The sequence below is a fragment of the Actinoplanes sichuanensis genome (assembly GCF_033097365.1).
GTDB lineage: Bacteria > Actinomycetota > Actinomycetes > Mycobacteriales > Micromonosporaceae > Actinoplanes > Actinoplanes sichuanensis.
The window spans coordinates 9,634,203-9,649,528 of sequence record NZ_AP028461.1; the positions used below are offsets into that span (position 1 = coordinate 9,634,203).

The window sequence follows — 15,326 nt, forward strand, 5'->3', positions numbered from 1 at the left end:
ACCGAGCCGGCGGCCTTGATGACCGTGGATCACTGAGGCGAGCGCGCCACACAGAAGACCGACTGGCCGAACGGCGGCCGGACGATACGCTCGGCGGCCTTGGTCACCGGCAGCACCAGCGAGTCGTACACCTTCACCATCGGCCCCTCCTTCGGGGCGAGCTTGAAGATGCTGGTCGCGGTGTAGTAGCCGAGCAGACCCAACGCGTTCGCGTAGTGGACCTTCTCGATCTCCAGGCCGGCCTCGACGAAGGCGGCGCTCAGCGTCTTCTTCGTGTAGCGGCGGATGTGCCCGGTGGCGATGTCCACCTGGCTCATCGCGAACATGAACGCCGGGACGATGATGATCACCTTGCCGCCCGGGCGGACCAGCTCCTTCATGCTGCGCAGCGCGCCGACATGGTCCTCGATGTGCTCGAGCACGTTGTAGGAGACGGCGGCGCTGTACTCCCCCGCGGGGTTCTCGACCGGAAGCAGCATCTGCTTCACGTCGATGTTCGAATACTCCGCCATCCGCTCCTTGAGCAGGACGAGACGGTCCGGGTCGGCCTCGGTCGCGGTGAACTTCGGCAGATGCTCGGCCCACTCGATCGCGTAGTCGCCGAGACCGCTACCGATCTCGATGGGGTTGTCCCCCAGGTGCGGGAGAGCGAGCTCGACGAACCACCTGCGGTGGTTGACCGCGGTGGCGAGGCCTTCGAGCACTTCGGACTGGATCCGCTGGTCTCCAGTGATGTCTGCCATAGGTGAGGTTCCCTCGTCTTGCCGTTCCGAGTGACAGCGGGACCGATGAAGTTAACCATCTAGAGCGCCTAACCGAAAGTTGACCGCTGGTCACCACCGATTTTTTGGCCTGATTGAGACATGGGTAGGGCAAGTACTCGGACGGGTTACCCCGCAGGGAGTTCACAGGTTCGACACCTGCTTGGACACGCGGAAAACACGCGTACATATCGGCTCTATCACGCCTGGGTCGCACACCGCTGGCTTCTCGTAAACCTCGGTTAGGGTGGCCGATGCTATGACGATTACGGGTTATGACTCGACAGGCCAGTCGACCGGCGAGAACGTTCTGCCGTCGAGCCGGGTGACCGCCGACGATGACCTGGATGCGGAGCTGATAGCACTCGGGTCGAGTGTCTCGGTGGCCGCGCCGGCTATTGCCGCGCCCACCGTCGACCCCGTCGAAGAGCAGGTCGGGAGCCCTTCATGGCGTCGCTGGCTCACGTGGCCGGATGTCGCCGCGCTGCTGAGTCTCCTCGCCGTGGCGCTCTACCTGACCGCACCTATGTGGCTCAATCTTGATCATGAACTGCGCGATGATCCGCAGGATCAGGCTTTCTTCGAGTGGATGCTGGCGCACGGTGCACGCGTGCTCACTGATGGCGTCTATCCGTTCTTCTCGGACCGGATGAATTACCCCGACGGGGTGAACATGATGGCCAACACGTCAGTGTTGGCCGTTTCCTTGCCACTGACGCCCGTCACTCTTCTGTTCGGTCCGCATGTGGCGTTCAACGTATTTCTCACCGGCGCATTGGCATTTACCGGCGCGGCGTGGTATTTGGTGCTCTCGCGCAGGTTCGTCCCATCTCGGGCGGCTGCCTGGGTCGGCGCCCTCTTCTGCACCTTCGCGCCGAGCATGGTCTCGCACGCCGGCGGGCACCCGAACATCGTCTCCCAGTTCCTCGTGCCGCTGATCATCTGGCGCACCCTGGAGCTCCGGGCCCGCGGCCGGGCACTGCGCAACGGGCTGATCCTCGCCGGCCTGCTGGTCTGGCAGGCGTTCATCAATCTCGAGATCCTCTTCATGACCGCCGTCGGCCTCGGCTTCTTCTGTGCCGTCATGGCGGTCGCGCGGCACCGGCGCCACCCCGGCGAGCTTTTCCAGTTCCTGCGCGCGCTCGGCGTGACCGCGGCCGCCACCCTGGCCGCGCTCGCCTACCCGCTCAGCGTCCAGTTCTTCGGACCGCAGAGCTACCAGGGCCTCTCCGAGTACGTGCGGGCCTTCGGTGCCGACCTCGCGTCGTTCGCCGCCTACTCCAGGCACTCGGTCGCCGGTGACGCCTCGATCGCCGGCCGCCTCACCCAGAACCCGGCCGAGGAGAACGCCTTCTTCGGCTGGGGCCTGATCGTTCTCTTCGCGGGCCTGCTGATCTGGTTGCGCCGCTCGGTCGCGGTGCTGACCCTCGGCGGCATCGCGCTGCTGTTCGCGGCCATGTCGCTCGGCCCCAACGTGGTGCTCAACGGCGTCGACACCGGCTTCCCCGGCATCTGGGCCGTGCTGCACAGCATCCCGGTGCTCGACTCGGCGGTCCCGACCCGCTGGGCCATGGCCATCGCTCCGATCGTCGGCATCGTGCTCGCCCTCGGCTGCCAGCGCGCCGCCGACATGATCCGCAGTCAGCCCGCCTCGCGTGGCCCGGTCCGGGTCGCGATGATCACCGCGGTCGCCATGGCGCTGGTTCCGCTGATCCCGAAGCCGCTGGCCACCGTCCCGATGGACCCGGTGCCCACGTTCGTCAGCTCGGGCGCCTGGCGGGCGTATGTCGACGACCGGCACACCCTGGTCGCTCTGCCGCTGCCGGACAGCGCGTACCCCGATCCACTGCGCTGGGCCGCCGAGACCGGCCAGGACCTGCGGATCGCCGGGGCGTACGCGTTGCTGCCCGCGCAGAACCCGCAGGACCCCCAGGACCGGACCGCGATGTTCGCGCCGCCGTGGCGGCCCACGAGCGGTCTGATCGCCTCGATCAAGCAGGGCAACCCGATCCCGGAGATCAACGACACCCGCCGCGAGATGGCCCTGGCCGACCTCCGCTTCTGGAAGGCGGCGGTGGTGGTGCTGACCCCGCAGCCCCGCGACATCGAGATGCTCCGCACGATGTCCGAGCTGCTCGGCTTCCGCCCCACGTGGACCGGCGGCGCCTGGGTCTGGGACGTCCGCCACCTGGTCGACGACCCGGAGGCGGTCCTCGCCGGCGGCGAGCCCTACTGACCCGACCCGCCGGCCTGTGGCGTACATCGAATCGCAGGTCGGCACGCGGGTCTGCGGGTGAGGGTCGCATTCGGCCCGGCGGTGCCGGGCCGATCGTGAGGTGACGCTCGCGTCGCGTGGCCGCCACGGGGCCTTGCGTAGGGCGTACGACTAAGCGGTTTTGATGCAGCAGCCCGGGCAGACCTTGGGGCGCGGCAGGGTGAAGGCCAGGCAGCAGGTCTTGCGTTGCACTTCGAGTTTGCCCTGTCGGCCGGGGTTGAGGTCGATCAGGTCGCGGACGCCGAGCGTGCCCAGCAGGCGGTCGATCGTCTCGGCGGAGGAGCCGGGGACGGCGTCGGCGGAGCGCAGGACGCCGTAGGCGACGCCGGAGGCGAGCGAGCCGAGCAGGGTGCGCTTGCCGAGGCGGACCCGGCCGTGGAGGGCGTCGAGCAGCGGTATGAGGTGTTGGTCGAGGAGGCTGCGGCGGAATTCGGTCAGCAGGGCGTCCTCGTCGGCGACGACCTTGACCTGCGAAAGGCCGGAGATCGCGAGCGGATCATGCGGCAGGACGGCGACCGGGATATCGGGTCGCAGGCCGAGAGTGATCAGCGCGCGCGGGTCGTCGAAGCGCATCAGGGTGTCGGTCGCGGTGAGCAGCGGCACGCGCCTGGCGGACGCCCAGCCGAGGACGGCGGGCAGAGCGAGCCAGTAGGTGTACGACTTCCAGGCGAGCGCGGCGGCGGCGTGCGGCTGAGCGCTCCAGCGGCGGCGTGCGGCGTCGAGGAGGGTGTCCAGGTGCACGTCGGCGAGACGGGCCGTCGGCGTCCAGCCGGCCAGGTCACGGACGACCAGGTCGGGGGCGAGCCCGGGAACCTCGGTGCTGGTGCCGAACATGGCGCGCAGAGTCGCGGTCACCGGGGCCAGGGGCCGGGGGCGGATCTGCGTGAGCTCCATGGTGATGCTCGTCATGGGCGCTCGCCTGCTCGCGGCACTCGTCGCTGAGTCACCGCACAACTCCTCGCGGATGAACTTGCTGAAGCAGATGGGGGCGAGCCGGCTCTTGTGGAGCGGTGGGGGCTCGCGACGACCCACGGTACCCGTTTAAGGGTAGCCTAACCACACTGACCCAAGGGGATCTTTCGGGCGAATGCCCAAGGTAATGATTACTTTACGTAGCGTTGCCGCGCTGCCGGATTCGTCAAGGTATCTGTCGGCAACGCGCTACTAGCTCCTTGGTGACACAAGATCCCAGCGACACTGAACTTGCCGTCGCGAAGGGGACATCCGTGATGACCACCTCGCCCATTGAAAGGGCCGCAGATCAGTTCGTCACGGCGCTTGCGCAATGGCGGGTCGAGCGCGGGATGACCAAGAAGCAACTCGCCGCGCGTATGGGGTTCGATCCCTCCTACGTCAGTCACGTCGAGGGACGCCGGCACAAACCCACCGAGGACTTCGCCCGCCGGGCCGAAGCGGTCCTCGGCGCAGGCGGGGCCATCTGGCAGAGATTTCAGGAGTACGACGAGCTGCGTCACGCCCGCACCACAGGCCTGCACCGGGACCCTCCGGTGCCGGTTCAGTGGCTGCCACCGGGCACCGGACTGATCGTCGAGCGTGAGGTCGCCGAACTCGCCTACACCGACGGCGCCTACCGCTGCCGCGTCCAGCGTTGGCTCTACAACGCCGGCGTCGAGCCGGTCACCAGGTACCTTGCCAAGATCTCGGTGGACCGCTATCCACACGACCCGGCCGGCTCCAACCGCCACCACCGGGAGAACCCGCTCACCTTCGAAGAGATGGACGTGCAGGCGTTCGCCGGGGAGAGCGACGCGGCCGAACCCATGATCTGGCGGGTCAAGCTCGATCGGGACGCGTCCAAGGAGATCTGGCTGATGTTCGCCAACGGGCGCGGCCAGTTCCCGCTCTATCCCGGCGAGCGAACCACCATCGAGTACGCGTACACGGTCGGTGAGGAGAAGTGGGGCCAGTGGTTCCAGCGCGCCGTCCGCCTGCCGACCCGGTCGCTGACCGTGCGGCTGAACTTCCCGGAGAGCTTCGAACCCCAGGTCTGGGGTGTGGAGGCGTCCCTCGCCGCTGAGGTGCCCGTCCGCACCCCGTTGGAACGCCGCACCGAGGGAGGTCGCGCCATTTTCGAGTGGTCAACCGACGCGCCCCTGCTCAACGCGCGGTACCGGCTGGAATGGCGGTACCGCGGCGCCGATGCCCCGGTCTACGAGGAGACCGGGCCGCCGGAGCCGGCCCTGCCCAGGGCCTCGCACCGGATGCGTGGCATCGGCATCATCCAACGGGGGTCCGACCTGCTCCGGCAGCGGGCCCGCCACTTCCAGCTGCCCCGCGAGGGCACGGCCGCCCGGAACGCGGTCACCCGGCTGCTCACCTCACTCGGCCGCCTGGAGGACCTGCACGAGTTCAGCAAAGGTGTGGGTCTCGCCGCGCCACAGATCGGAGTGCCGGTGGCGGCCGCCGTGGTCCGGCCGCCGGACCGCGATGTGGAACCCGTCGTCCTGCTCAACCCGCGGGTCGTCGGCGAGTCCCCGGAGAGCGACGAACAGTACGAGGGCTGTCTGTCGTTCTTCGACTACCGCGGACTCGTGCCACGGCCGCTGCGGATCGATGTGGAACACGCGCGGTTCGACGGGACCCGGGTGGTGACCAGCTTCGAACGGGCGCTGGCCCGGCTGATCAGCCACGAGATCGACCACCTGGAGGGCCGGCTCTACGTGGACCGGATGGAGGCCGACGCCAAGCTGATCCCGGTCGCCCAGTACCAGCAGACCGGACGGCCGTGGGATTACTAGATCTTCCTAGTCGCTGAAACTGTCGTACTTTATCCGGACAGAGGGGATCTGCAGCTCGGACAGCTTCTTCAGGGTGGAGCGCACCATCCGGCCCGAACCGGAGACGAAGAAGTCGTGCTCCTTCCACGGGCCGTACTTCGCCACCACGTCCGAGATGTCACCCTGCTCGCCGGGGAAGGTCGGATCGTCGCTGCACGCGGTCACCACCGACAGCCACGGGTAGCGGGCGGCCAGCCGGTTCAGGTCGGCCAGGTCGTACAGGTCCTCACGATTGCGCGCGCCGAAGAAGACGTGCACCCAGCGGGTCCGGTTGTACCGGGTCAGTTCCTCGAGCAGCGACTTGATCGGGGCCAGCCCGGTGCCACCGGCCACGAAAACGGCGTCCCGGGTCGATCTTCGATCCAGGGTCATCGTCCCCATCGGCGCGGCCAGCTTGATCATGTCGCCGACCTGCAGCCGGCGGACCAGCGCACTCGACACCCAGCCGGCACCCACCGCCCGGACATGGAACTCCAGCGTGTTGTCCCGCCGGGGCGCGTTCGCCGGGGAGTAGGTACGCCACAGCCGGGGCTGGTAGCGGGGGCACTCGATGCTCAGATACTGCCCGGCCCGGTAGTCCAGCGGCTGCAACGGCAGCACGGTGAACACCGCGATGTCCCGGGACCGGCGCTCGTGCGCGACCACCTCGCCGTACCAGTACGGCGGATTCGGATCGGCCTCGGCCCCGGCCAGCATCTTCGAGGCGATCACCGCGTACGCGTCAGCCCACGCCTGGTCGTACTCGACACCCCACTCCTCGCCCGCGAAGGCGCGCATCGACTCGATCAGCGCGCCACCCACCACCTCGTAGTGCTCCGGTTCCACGTGGAACTTGCGGTGGTCGCGGCCGAGCGCCCGCAGGTACTCGTCGAACCGCTCCGGATCCTCCAACGTCTGGACGGCGGTCACGATCGCGGTCAGCAGACGGGCCCGCTGCACGTCCATCTGGACGGGGAAGAGATCGCGCAGATCCGGGTACGACAGGAAGATCCGCGCGTAGAAATAGCCGGCAACCTTGTCCTGATGTTCCTCGACGAGGCTCCAGCTCTCCTTGAGCAAGCGTGCGAGGTCTCCCATGCCATTCAGGGTGGTCAGCACAGTCGGGAACACGACGCACCTGAAGTGCGACTGCGGTGTGTCGGACGGCGAAATAGGTGTATTTGTGCCTCGCCTAAAGTGGCGGGGTGACCGTGGAAGAACAGCAGCAGACCACCCGCCCGCGTTACCGGGCCGAGATCGCCATCGTGCTGTTGCTGTCGCTCGGACAGTCGGCCGTCTATTCCGTGGTGTCGCTGACCGCGAAACTCACCGCCGAGAAGCCCCTCGCGCAGCAGACCACCACGCTCAACCCGACCGTCTCACCGCGGATCTACCTCGACCTGACGTACCAGATGCTCGGGATCTTCTTCGCATTGATCCCGGTGGCCCTGGTCTTCTTCCTCCTCGCCAAGGACCGCATCGGACCCCGCGAACTCGGCATCGACTACCGGCGGCCCGGATATGACATCGGCTGGGGGTCCGCGCTGGCCGCCGGGATCGGGCTACCCGGGCTGCTGCTCGTCTACGCGGCGCTCCAGCTCGGCATCAACGCGCAGATCAGGCCGTCCGGGCTCGAACCGTACTGGTGGTCGGTGCCGGTGCTGGTCCTCTCCGCGATCCAGAACTCCGTCCTCGAAGAAGTGATCGTCGTCGGATACCTGATCACCCGGCTCCGGTCACTCGAGCTGCCGGTCGCCTGGATCATCGCGGCGTCCGCCGTCCTGCGCGGCTCTTACCACCTCTACCAGGGCTTCGGCGGCTTCATCGGCAACGCGATCATGGGCGTGGTCTTCGCGCTGTTCTTCCTGCGGACCAAGCGCCTCATGCCGTTGATCGTCGCCCATAGCCTGCTCGACATCGTCGCCTTCGTCGGCTATCAGCTGCTGCCCGACTCCTGGCTGAGCTGGCTCTCGGTGTAGTAGCGCCGCGCCCGGACCGCGATCGCCTCGGTCGTGGTGCGGGCGCTCAGGACCGCGGTCGGCAGCCGCACGACCGGGCCGGTCAGGGCCAGGGCGGCCCAACCGGCCACCGTTCCGGCGCCCGGGCTGACCAGCCGCAACAGGTCCCCGGCACGCTGCGGGTCGGTGGGATCGAGGCCGTAGACCGCGGCGAGGTGCAACACCAGCTCGGCGTGCGTGATCACGGTTGCGGTGCCGATGGCGACGGGGGCGTACGGGCCGGCCAGCGCACCGACGCCGCCACGCAGCCCCGCGGTCCGGGTGAACCGATGGACGGCCAGCCTGGCCAGCGCCTCCCGCGAGGCGGTGGGGTAGGTGGCGCGGATGTGGGCGGTCCAGCCTCGAGCGCGCGGGCCTAGGGCCTGGACCAGGGCATGGGCGAGGATCTCGGGGGTACGGGCCGGTTCCGCCAGAACCTGCTCGGCAATCGAGTCGAACCCGCGTCGATCCGATTCCGTGGCGACCACTCGCAGCCGGGGGCGGACCTCCATCGCATCCGTGGTGGCCGGAGTCGCATCCATGGCGGCCGGAGTCTCTTTCACGGTCGCGGCAACCGGCGTCTCTGGTACGTCTGCGGTGGGCGGCGTCTTTTCGGCGTCTGTGGTGGGCGGCTTCGCCAGGTGCAGGGGCGGGGCCTCGGGGGTGGCCGGTGGCTCTGCCGTCGGCTCGATCGGTGCCGTCGACGTCGAGTCGGCTTTCTTCGCCGGGGAGCGTTTGGTCGGGGCCTTCTTGGCGGGGGCGGCCTGCTTCACGGGAGCCGCCTGCTTCGCGGGGGCGGCCTTTTTTACGGTGGCGGGCAGCTTTTTAGGGGTGGCCTGTTCCACAGGGGTGGCCTGCTTCGAAGGAGCGGCCTGTTCCACAGGGGCGGCCTGTTTTGTAGGGGCGGGCTGCTTCGCGGGGGTGGCCTGCTTCGCGGGAGTGGGTTTCTTGGTGGGCGACACCCTTTTTGTCGCAGCGCGCTTTGCCGGAGCCGGTTCGGTAGCGGCGGGCTTTGGCGGAGCCGGTTCGGTAGTGGCGTCGGCGCCGGCTGACGGTGTGGCGCTCTCGGTTGGTGGCGCCTGCTCCGGGCCGCGGACCGGCTGGGACGGCACGGTCGGCGTCTCGGCGGGGCGGGCTGCCTTGCGTGGTCGCGCTCTATCCGGACCCGAAGGGGAGTGACCTTCGGCACCTGAATCGGGGGCCGGGGGCTGGAAGGTAACCGCCGGAGGCGCACCACGGCGCCCAGAACTCGCGGCCGGCCGCTCGGCGGAGGGCGGCTGCTCGGGCGTGCTGAACGGGCTTCGCGGATCCCGAGCCCGCGGAGCCTCCCGGCGCGTGTTGTCCTCCATCGCTGGCAGCCTAGCCGCATCCGCGACGTTTCGCCTGTTCGCGCCCGGTCGCGAAGATCTCCGGTGCGCCGGATGCCTACCTCTTTGTGCGGCCGTCACCGGGTCCGGTATTGTCAAGCCTCGGTGGCCCTCGGGCTACCAGGGAGACTTCGCCTAGTCTGGTCTATGGCGCCGCACTGCTAATGCGGTTGGGGTTTTAAAGCCCCTCCCGGGTTCGAATCCCGGAGTCTCCGCGCGAAAGTCGGTGTTGTAGGCTGACTGAGCAACAAGGCAAGCGCCCGTAGCTCAATGGATAGAGCATCTGACTACGGATCAGAAGGTTAGGGGTTCGAGTCCCTTCGGGCGCACTTCTTGGAAATGGCCGTGACCTGCGAAAACGTGGGTCGCGGCCATTTTTGTTTCCCACCTTTGGGCCCGATCTTCCCGGCATGTGGGACGTGGTGATCCGGTGGTGATCGGTTGTTTCGGAATGGCTCGTCTCTACCCGTGCTGACCAGTGCTGTTCCGTCCGCGGCTGCTGATCCTGCGGGTGATCGCACTCGTTAGCGTCGAGCCATTCGCGGCCGCAAGTCGTGGCCTATGCCGTTGCCTCTGGCAGGGTCGGCGTGCTGGCCGTGTCGGCGCGGATGGCGACGACGACGCGGTGGCCGGCATTCGGGTCGACGGTGCGATGCAGCCCGAGGGTGGTGATCCGACCGTCGCGGGCATTCCACTGTCCGGCTCCAGCGTCGCGGCCGAGGAGGGAGCCGAGGGAGTCGATCGTGGCCTTCCAGAGGTTCGGCCACGTGCGGCGGGGTCCGACGACGAAGGCGAGCTGGAGGGCGATCCCGCCGTCCGGCAGTGGGTGGGCGGCGGTGATCTGGTCGCGGATCTGTTCCTTGAAGGTGGTGCTGTCAGCCGCGGCTGTCGTGGTCACCTCGAACGAGTACGTTCCGCCCGGGTCGGTGGTCACTTGGGCCTGGCATACGGAGACCGAGGATGTGGATGCGTGCCGCTTCGTCGCCCATACCGACGCGAACTGCCGCCCGGTGCTCACGGTGAGCTTCGGGACCAGCGGGAACAGGTAGTTGTCCAGGTCGTGGTAGGTGAGCAGGGACAGACCGTCTGGCAGGCCGACGTCGAGTCGCAGCGCTAGCGGATCGGGCGTCGTGCTCACCTGCTCGCTGATGATGGTGTGTACCCCGGTGATGAAATCGGCTGAACGAACCTGGCCGGGTGAGCCGGCCTTGTCCCAGCTGGCGAGTGCCGGCTCGACGCCGAGCCTCTCACCCGCCGCCTGCACCGGCGCGTAGAAGACAGGCGTGGTCACCCGCCGAACCTACAGCTCGTCGACGCTCTGGCCCACAGGACGGCGTCGACCAAACCGGAGCCACGTGCTGCACTGACAAGCGCTATGCCTAGCCCTGCGTAGTCGTTTGGAGGGACAAAGTGGCCGGTCGTGGGGCTGGCGATGACAAGGAAGTCCCGCCAAGGATCCGATGTGGTCGGATGACCGAGTGGTCAGGCTCCATGTGCCGATTGAGACCTCCTGCTGCTCTTGTCACATCGGCCGGCGTCCGGGCTGAATGCAGGTATGGGACAGGACACCGAATCCGAGGAGCTGGCGGCGGCGTTGTTTGCTCGCCTTACTGCGGTTCCTCGGGCTGGTCTCGTGGTCCCGGAGATCACCGCGCTGCTCACCCAGCACGTCGTCGACTGGGCCAGCGAGCTCGGCTGGCAGCCAGAACGAGAGGTGCGAGGACGACTCTCGAGACATAACCGCAGTGGGGTGCGGCAAGGGCGCCTGGATGTGGTGTGTCAGCGGCTCGGTCCTCTCCCGCCTGTCGTCATCGAGATTGACCGGTCGGGGAAGGTGTGGTCGCTCCGCAAACTCCTCGCCGAGGTTGATGCCGGGGCAGTCGCCCTGTGGGTGCGATGGCGAGGACGCACACAGGTGGCAATACCAGCAGACATCGGACTGGTGGACATCAGCGGTACCGCCCCTGCCGTCCGGTCGCCACACGGTACTCGAATCTGAGAGCACGCCTGGCATCAGCTATCCGAGAGCGCACTGTTCTGCCGAACAGAGTGCATTCGACCAGCTGGTAGGTGCCCAAGCGTCCAAGCCACGGAGCTCGTGTACCTTGCCGCGACGGCTGTGGTCGGCCGAGGTCCCTCCAACGAGGGAGACGCACCGCTGTATCCGTCCGGTACGCTGCATTCATTGCAGCGCGAACTATGAACCACGTAGGCCAAGCGAGGCCAAGGTTCTAGCCGGCACGGATTGATTACAGCAACTAAGAGTACTGAGAAGACCGGGACCAGCCTCGATCAGAGGCAGTCGCCGACGATGAGTTCTCCCGCTTGCCGGTGGCGCGGACTCAGCGAACACCAGTCAGTAATCGGACTGGTCGAGCTGAGCCGTGCATACGCACCTCACTCGACCCACAGTGAGGAGAAGTATGCCGTGCTGACCGCCTACCTTGAGCCGATTGTTACGCAGGGAACCGCGACCGCTGCGGTGGTCGTAGGCATCCCGGTGGTGGCGAAGACTGTTCTAGCAATCTGGATAACGAAAGATGCGGACCCGAAGGAGAGGGCCGCAATCCTCAAAGCGGTGGCCGAGTTGTTCCGCTGGCGGCGGCCATGACCAGACGGCTTGCCCTGTGGCTGTGCAATCTATGCGCTTGCTGTCAGGCGCCGCTGGCCATCACATGGGCGGCGACATCAAAACGGTGATCGGACAGGGGCTGAAAGAGCACCACTGGAAGCAATCGCGTCCCGACTCGATCATCTGCCGAATTGAGTGCGTTCGTAAAGAGCGTACGACCCACCTCGGTGCCGATACTGTTGAAGTATGCCTTTGCCCGAAGACGATCCACTTGTGCCACCCTGGGAGCCCTCGGACGTCAGCAACCGCAAAATCCTTGCTTGGCTCGCCGGAATCATCGCAGCGATTATAGTGATCTGCGGATGCAGCTTCATGGGAATCAACATGTGGATTGGCCACGAGATAGAGCAGGGCCGCGAAACAAGCCGTTAGCGCTCCCCTTAGCTGACGACTGGAAGACGAACACTCATGCCGAATTGAGTGCGTTCGTAAAGAGCGTACGACCCACCTCGGTGCCGATACTGTTGAAGTATGCCTTTGCCCGAAGACGATCCACTTGTGCCACCCTGGGAGCCCTCGGACGTCAGCAACCGCAAAATCCTTGCTTGGCTCGCCGGAATCATCGCAGCGATTATAGTGATCTGCGGATGCAGCTTCATGGGAATCAACATGTGGATTGGCCACGAGATAGAGCAGGGCCGCGAAACAAGCCGTTAGCGCTCCCCTTAGCTGACGACTGGAAGACGAACACTCATGCCGATGAGAGCGCGTTTCCGCGTGGGCAATTTGGTGCTGGGGAGGCATCAACTCGAGGACAGCACGGGTGCATTTATCAGGTCGTTCTCAACGTCGGCACCAATTAGGGTGCCGATCGCTTCAGTCGTCTTGCGCCAGTGTGGCGACCCGGGATTTCCGGGCATCCAGACTCCCGGGCTGTCGTAAGTCGCCGCCGACGATCGCTGCGTAAGTAGGGCACGGTATGCCTGGTGCGGCTCCGTGAATCTGGCCATGAGCAGGAGCCCTTGGTTTTGGACTGCTTTGGCAGCATCGGCTATGCAGTCGTCCAAGTTCGATCCGTCCGGTAGCACGTACCACACATCCGGGCGGTCGGGCCGGCTTTGCCGTAGGGATGGAAGAAAGTCTGCCGCACAGACTTACCCAGGATGAAGCGGAAGGTGCAGTGGTACTCCTTCGGTCTCGTGGTTACGATCTCCTCCGCGCAGGCGTAGAAGACGGCGGCTTCGACACCAAAGGAGAACGTCGTACAGCCGACGCCATCCGCGATGTATCTGCTGAACGATCCCACCACAAGATGATCAATCGTGTCGTCGTGAATTCGCCACGCCCGACGCCCAGTAAAGCTGTGAAAGCCCGCAACGCGAAGCAGCGGCCGGATGTGCTCCCGGACTGCCTGATCGACTCGCTTACCGTCCATAGGCCTTGCATAGTGCGTGCCAGCTGAAGGTGGCAGCCGAATGGCGATACGGCCCGGGATTACTCACATGCCGTTGCGACACGAGGTCGCACTTTTGCGAGTGGACTCGCAGTTAGGAGGACCGGCGTGATGTCGGTGGTGTAGTCCCAGGGTCATTGCGTTCTCGGGTAGCTGCTGGTCACAGCGATAATTAGGTCGTGTGATCGGCGGTTTGCTTGGCGGGTGGCGCGGGCGATGTTGGTGGCGCCGGTGATCCGGTGCCAGCCGATCGCGGTGTTACGCAGGGTCGCGATGACAGCCGGTCCGGTGCCGGTCCGGGCCTGGTGCAGATCTTCACGGAACGTGACGTCGCGGACATGATGGATCTTGTTTTCGATGTGCCAGTGCCGGCGGATCCAGGTCTGCAGATCGCGGGCCGTGGCGTGGCCGGCGGGCAGCGATACCGTCAGGTAGGCGGTCTCGCGGCTGGTCCGGCCTGCGATGATGCGGGTTCGGGTGATCCGGACGGCCTGCTGCGCGTGTGGAAAGGCGATGCCGCCGGGTGTGGCGACGGTGACGGCTTTGACGGTGCGGGTCTCACGGCGGCCGTGACCACGGTCGCGGGTTCGGTCACCGACCGGTATCTGCGCCCAGGGAAGCCGTTTGAGCTGTTTGAACAGGGTCGGCTGGTTGCCCTTCACCTGGACGAGCAGGTGTGCGTTGCGGGCGGTGACCTCGTCAGCGTGTCCGGTCTGGGTGTGCAGGGCATCGGCGATGAACAGCACCCCGGCCAGGGTGCCGAGCACGGTCTCGACGGCGTCGAGCAGCGGCACGAAAGACGTGATCTCGTTCGACTTCGTGTCCACCGTGACCTGGGCAATCACCAGCCCGGTGGAGGTATCCAGAGCAGATAACAGATGCACCTGGCGGCCGTCGCCCAGACGGGCGCCGCGCAGCGTCTTGCCGTCCAGGGCGATCACCCGGCGATACCTGCGCGACGGCGATCCCGGCCGCTGGGCGCGGGTATGCAGCCAGCCGGCGAGAACGGTGGCCAGCAGGGTCGGATCGAGACGGATCAACAATCGCCACATCGTCGTGCCGACCGGCACGGCGTCACCGAAACCGAGACTGGTCCGGGCATGTCCTTCGAGGTCATGGAGCCAGTCGGTGATCGCCGCGAACGAGGACGCACCGGCCATGACCGCGCAGACCGCGACAGCCAGGACTGCGGACAGCGGGTAACGGATTCCGCGCGGGTCACGCGGGTCCGGAATCTTCGCCAACGCTTCCAGCAGGCCGTTGCGTTCACCGGCGGTGACCGGGACCGGTGCGGCGGTGGTGTGGGGTGTCGTGACGGTCAGTGCCGTGATGAGAGATGATGCCATCGGCGGGTGGGGTCTTCCTCGGAGTCGTGAAGCGTCGCAACTCCATGATCACCGATGCGGCCTCACCCGCTTCTTATGCCTCTACAGAGGCCACTCACACCGCGAATCCGCAGCTCAATGCCTTACCATCAGACTACGCAATCGCCCTGGGTGTAGTCCCGGGCGCGTGCTCGTTGCCTGGCCCCTTCCCTGGCGTGCGTCGCTGGTAACGGCGGGGTGCGAAGCCCGGGGGAAAGCCGAAGGATCTCTGTCCCATCGTGGAGGTCACGGGTGAGGGGCAGACCGGACGGGTGAATTGCGTGAACCTTCGTTGATGCTCCGTGAATAGTGGCTCCGCGCGATGGGATGTTGAGGCGGGGTGTTGGGACAGGCCGCCCTCGTGGTGGCAGGCGCTGGCCGGGCACGGCATTCGGTCAGGAGAGCACCGCTGGTCCCCGGAGTAGAGAGGGCACCCACCCCGGTCGTAACTCGTGAGTGTGGAACGTGGAAACCCCGACGGGGTCCACCCGCCTGTTGGTGGGTGGTAAGCCGACCGTGAGGAAGGCCCAACTCCTCGGCGGGAACAGGATGACCCGAGAAGCGAACGCCGGTGGCCGAAAGGCGACAGGAAACCGAGAGCCGCATCGCTGGTCCCTTCTATCAGGGGTTCTCGGATAACTGGCCGGATACCGGGCCTGGGTGCCCGGCCGCGAAAGCGGGCTGACGCGGGTCAGGTGAGCCTGCGCGGAAACGTTGACGATGAAGCCAGTACCGATGGACAAGTTAGACACCGTCCCTC

The 15,326-nt window shown here is 66.5% G+C and carries 11 protein-coding genes and 2 tRNA genes; 6 read left to right on the forward strand and 7 right to left on the reverse strand.

Annotated features, from left to right (window positions below; translation table 11 throughout):
- Window positions 1-29: 29 nt before the first annotated feature.
- Window positions 30-743, reverse strand: a complete 714-nt coding sequence (locus Q0Z83_RS44350; RefSeq protein ID WP_317789503.1) for a class I SAM-dependent methyltransferase — start codon at window positions 741-743, stop codon at window positions 30-32.
- Between the two features lie 373 nt (window positions 744-1,116).
- Between Q0Z83_RS44350 and Q0Z83_RS44355 the strand changes: the two genes are divergently transcribed.
- Complete coding sequence (locus tag Q0Z83_RS44355; protein WP_378078388.1) at window positions 1,117-2,997, forward strand: glycosyltransferase family protein; 1,881 nt, start codon at window positions 1,117-1,119, stop codon at window positions 2,995-2,997.
- Window positions 2,998-3,147: 150 nt separating this feature from the next.
- Here the strand turns inward: Q0Z83_RS44355 and Q0Z83_RS44360 are convergent, their stop codons facing one another.
- Window positions 3,148-3,945: a hypothetical protein gene (locus tag Q0Z83_RS44360; protein ID WP_317789505.1), complete on the reverse strand. Its 798-nt coding sequence runs from the start codon at window positions 3,943-3,945 to the stop codon at window positions 3,148-3,150.
- A gap of 320 nt (window positions 3,946-4,265) precedes the next feature.
- On the opposite strand from Q0Z83_RS44360, the gene Q0Z83_RS44365 reads away from it, so the two are divergent.
- The gene (locus Q0Z83_RS44365; protein WP_317789506.1) at window positions 4,266-5,795 is read left to right on the forward strand and encodes a peptide deformylase; all 1,530 of its coding nucleotides are present in this window, start codon (window positions 4,266-4,268) and stop codon (window positions 5,793-5,795) included.
- A 6-nt stretch (window positions 5,796-5,801) separates the two neighbouring features.
- Here Q0Z83_RS44365 and Q0Z83_RS44370 read toward each other — a convergent pair whose 3' ends face one another.
- Window positions 5,802-6,911 carry a globin domain-containing protein gene (locus tag Q0Z83_RS44370; RefSeq protein WP_317789508.1) on the reverse strand — a complete coding sequence of 370 codons (1,110 nt, stop codon included), beginning with the start codon at window positions 6,909-6,911 and terminating at the stop codon, window positions 5,802-5,804.
- A gap of 107 nt (window positions 6,912-7,018) precedes the next feature.
- Here Q0Z83_RS44370 and Q0Z83_RS44375 point away from each other — a divergent pair, with 107 nt between their 5' ends.
- Complete coding sequence (locus Q0Z83_RS44375; protein ID WP_317789509.1) at window positions 7,019-7,792, forward strand: CPBP family intramembrane glutamic endopeptidase; 774 nt, start codon at window positions 7,019-7,021, stop codon at window positions 7,790-7,792.
- Here the strand turns inward: Q0Z83_RS44375 and Q0Z83_RS44380 are convergent.
- On the reverse strand, window positions 7,750-8,583 hold the full coding sequence (locus tag Q0Z83_RS44380; protein WP_317789510.1) for a hypothetical protein: 834 nt from the start codon (window positions 8,581-8,583) through the stop codon (window positions 7,750-7,752). The genes Q0Z83_RS44375 and Q0Z83_RS44380 overlap by 43 nt on opposite strands.
- Before the next feature lie 718 nt (window positions 8,584-9,301).
- Between Q0Z83_RS44380 and Q0Z83_RS44385 the strand changes: the two genes are divergently transcribed.
- Both Q0Z83_RS44385 and Q0Z83_RS44390 read left to right on the forward strand, forming a co-directional pair.
- Window positions 9,302-9,392: transfer RNA gene (locus tag Q0Z83_RS44385), tRNA-Ser, on the forward strand.
- A 41-nt stretch (window positions 9,393-9,433) separates the two neighbouring features.
- Window positions 9,434-9,506: transfer RNA gene (locus Q0Z83_RS44390), tRNA-Arg, on the forward strand.
- Between the two features lie 230 nt (window positions 9,507-9,736).
- On the opposite strand, the gene Q0Z83_RS44395 is transcribed toward Q0Z83_RS44390, so the two are convergent.
- Window positions 9,737-10,468: a hypothetical protein gene (locus tag Q0Z83_RS44395; protein WP_317789511.1), complete on the reverse strand. Its 732-nt coding sequence runs from the start codon at window positions 10,466-10,468 to the stop codon at window positions 9,737-9,739.
- A 1,137-nt stretch (window positions 10,469-11,605) separates the two neighbouring features.
- Here Q0Z83_RS44395 and Q0Z83_RS44400 point away from each other — a divergent pair.
- The gene (locus tag Q0Z83_RS44400) at window positions 11,606-11,788 is read left to right on the forward strand and encodes a hypothetical protein (RefSeq protein WP_317789513.1); all 183 of its coding nucleotides are present in this window, start codon (window positions 11,606-11,608) and stop codon (window positions 11,786-11,788) included.
- A gap of 43 nt (window positions 11,789-11,831) precedes the next feature.
- On the opposite strand, the gene Q0Z83_RS44405 is transcribed toward Q0Z83_RS44400, so the two are convergent.
- Both Q0Z83_RS44405 and Q0Z83_RS44410 read right to left on the reverse strand, forming a co-directional pair.
- Window positions 11,832-12,020 (reverse strand): hypothetical protein, encoded by a 189-nt coding sequence (locus Q0Z83_RS44405; RefSeq protein ID WP_317789514.1) that lies wholly within the window; start codon window positions 12,018-12,020, stop codon window positions 11,832-11,834.
- Window positions 12,021-13,336: 1,316 nt separating this feature from the next.
- On the reverse strand, window positions 13,337-14,548 hold the full coding sequence (locus Q0Z83_RS44410; RefSeq protein WP_317789516.1) for an ISAs1 family transposase: 1,212 nt from the start codon (window positions 14,546-14,548) through the stop codon (window positions 13,337-13,339).
- Window positions 14,549-15,326 lie beyond the last annotated feature (778 nt).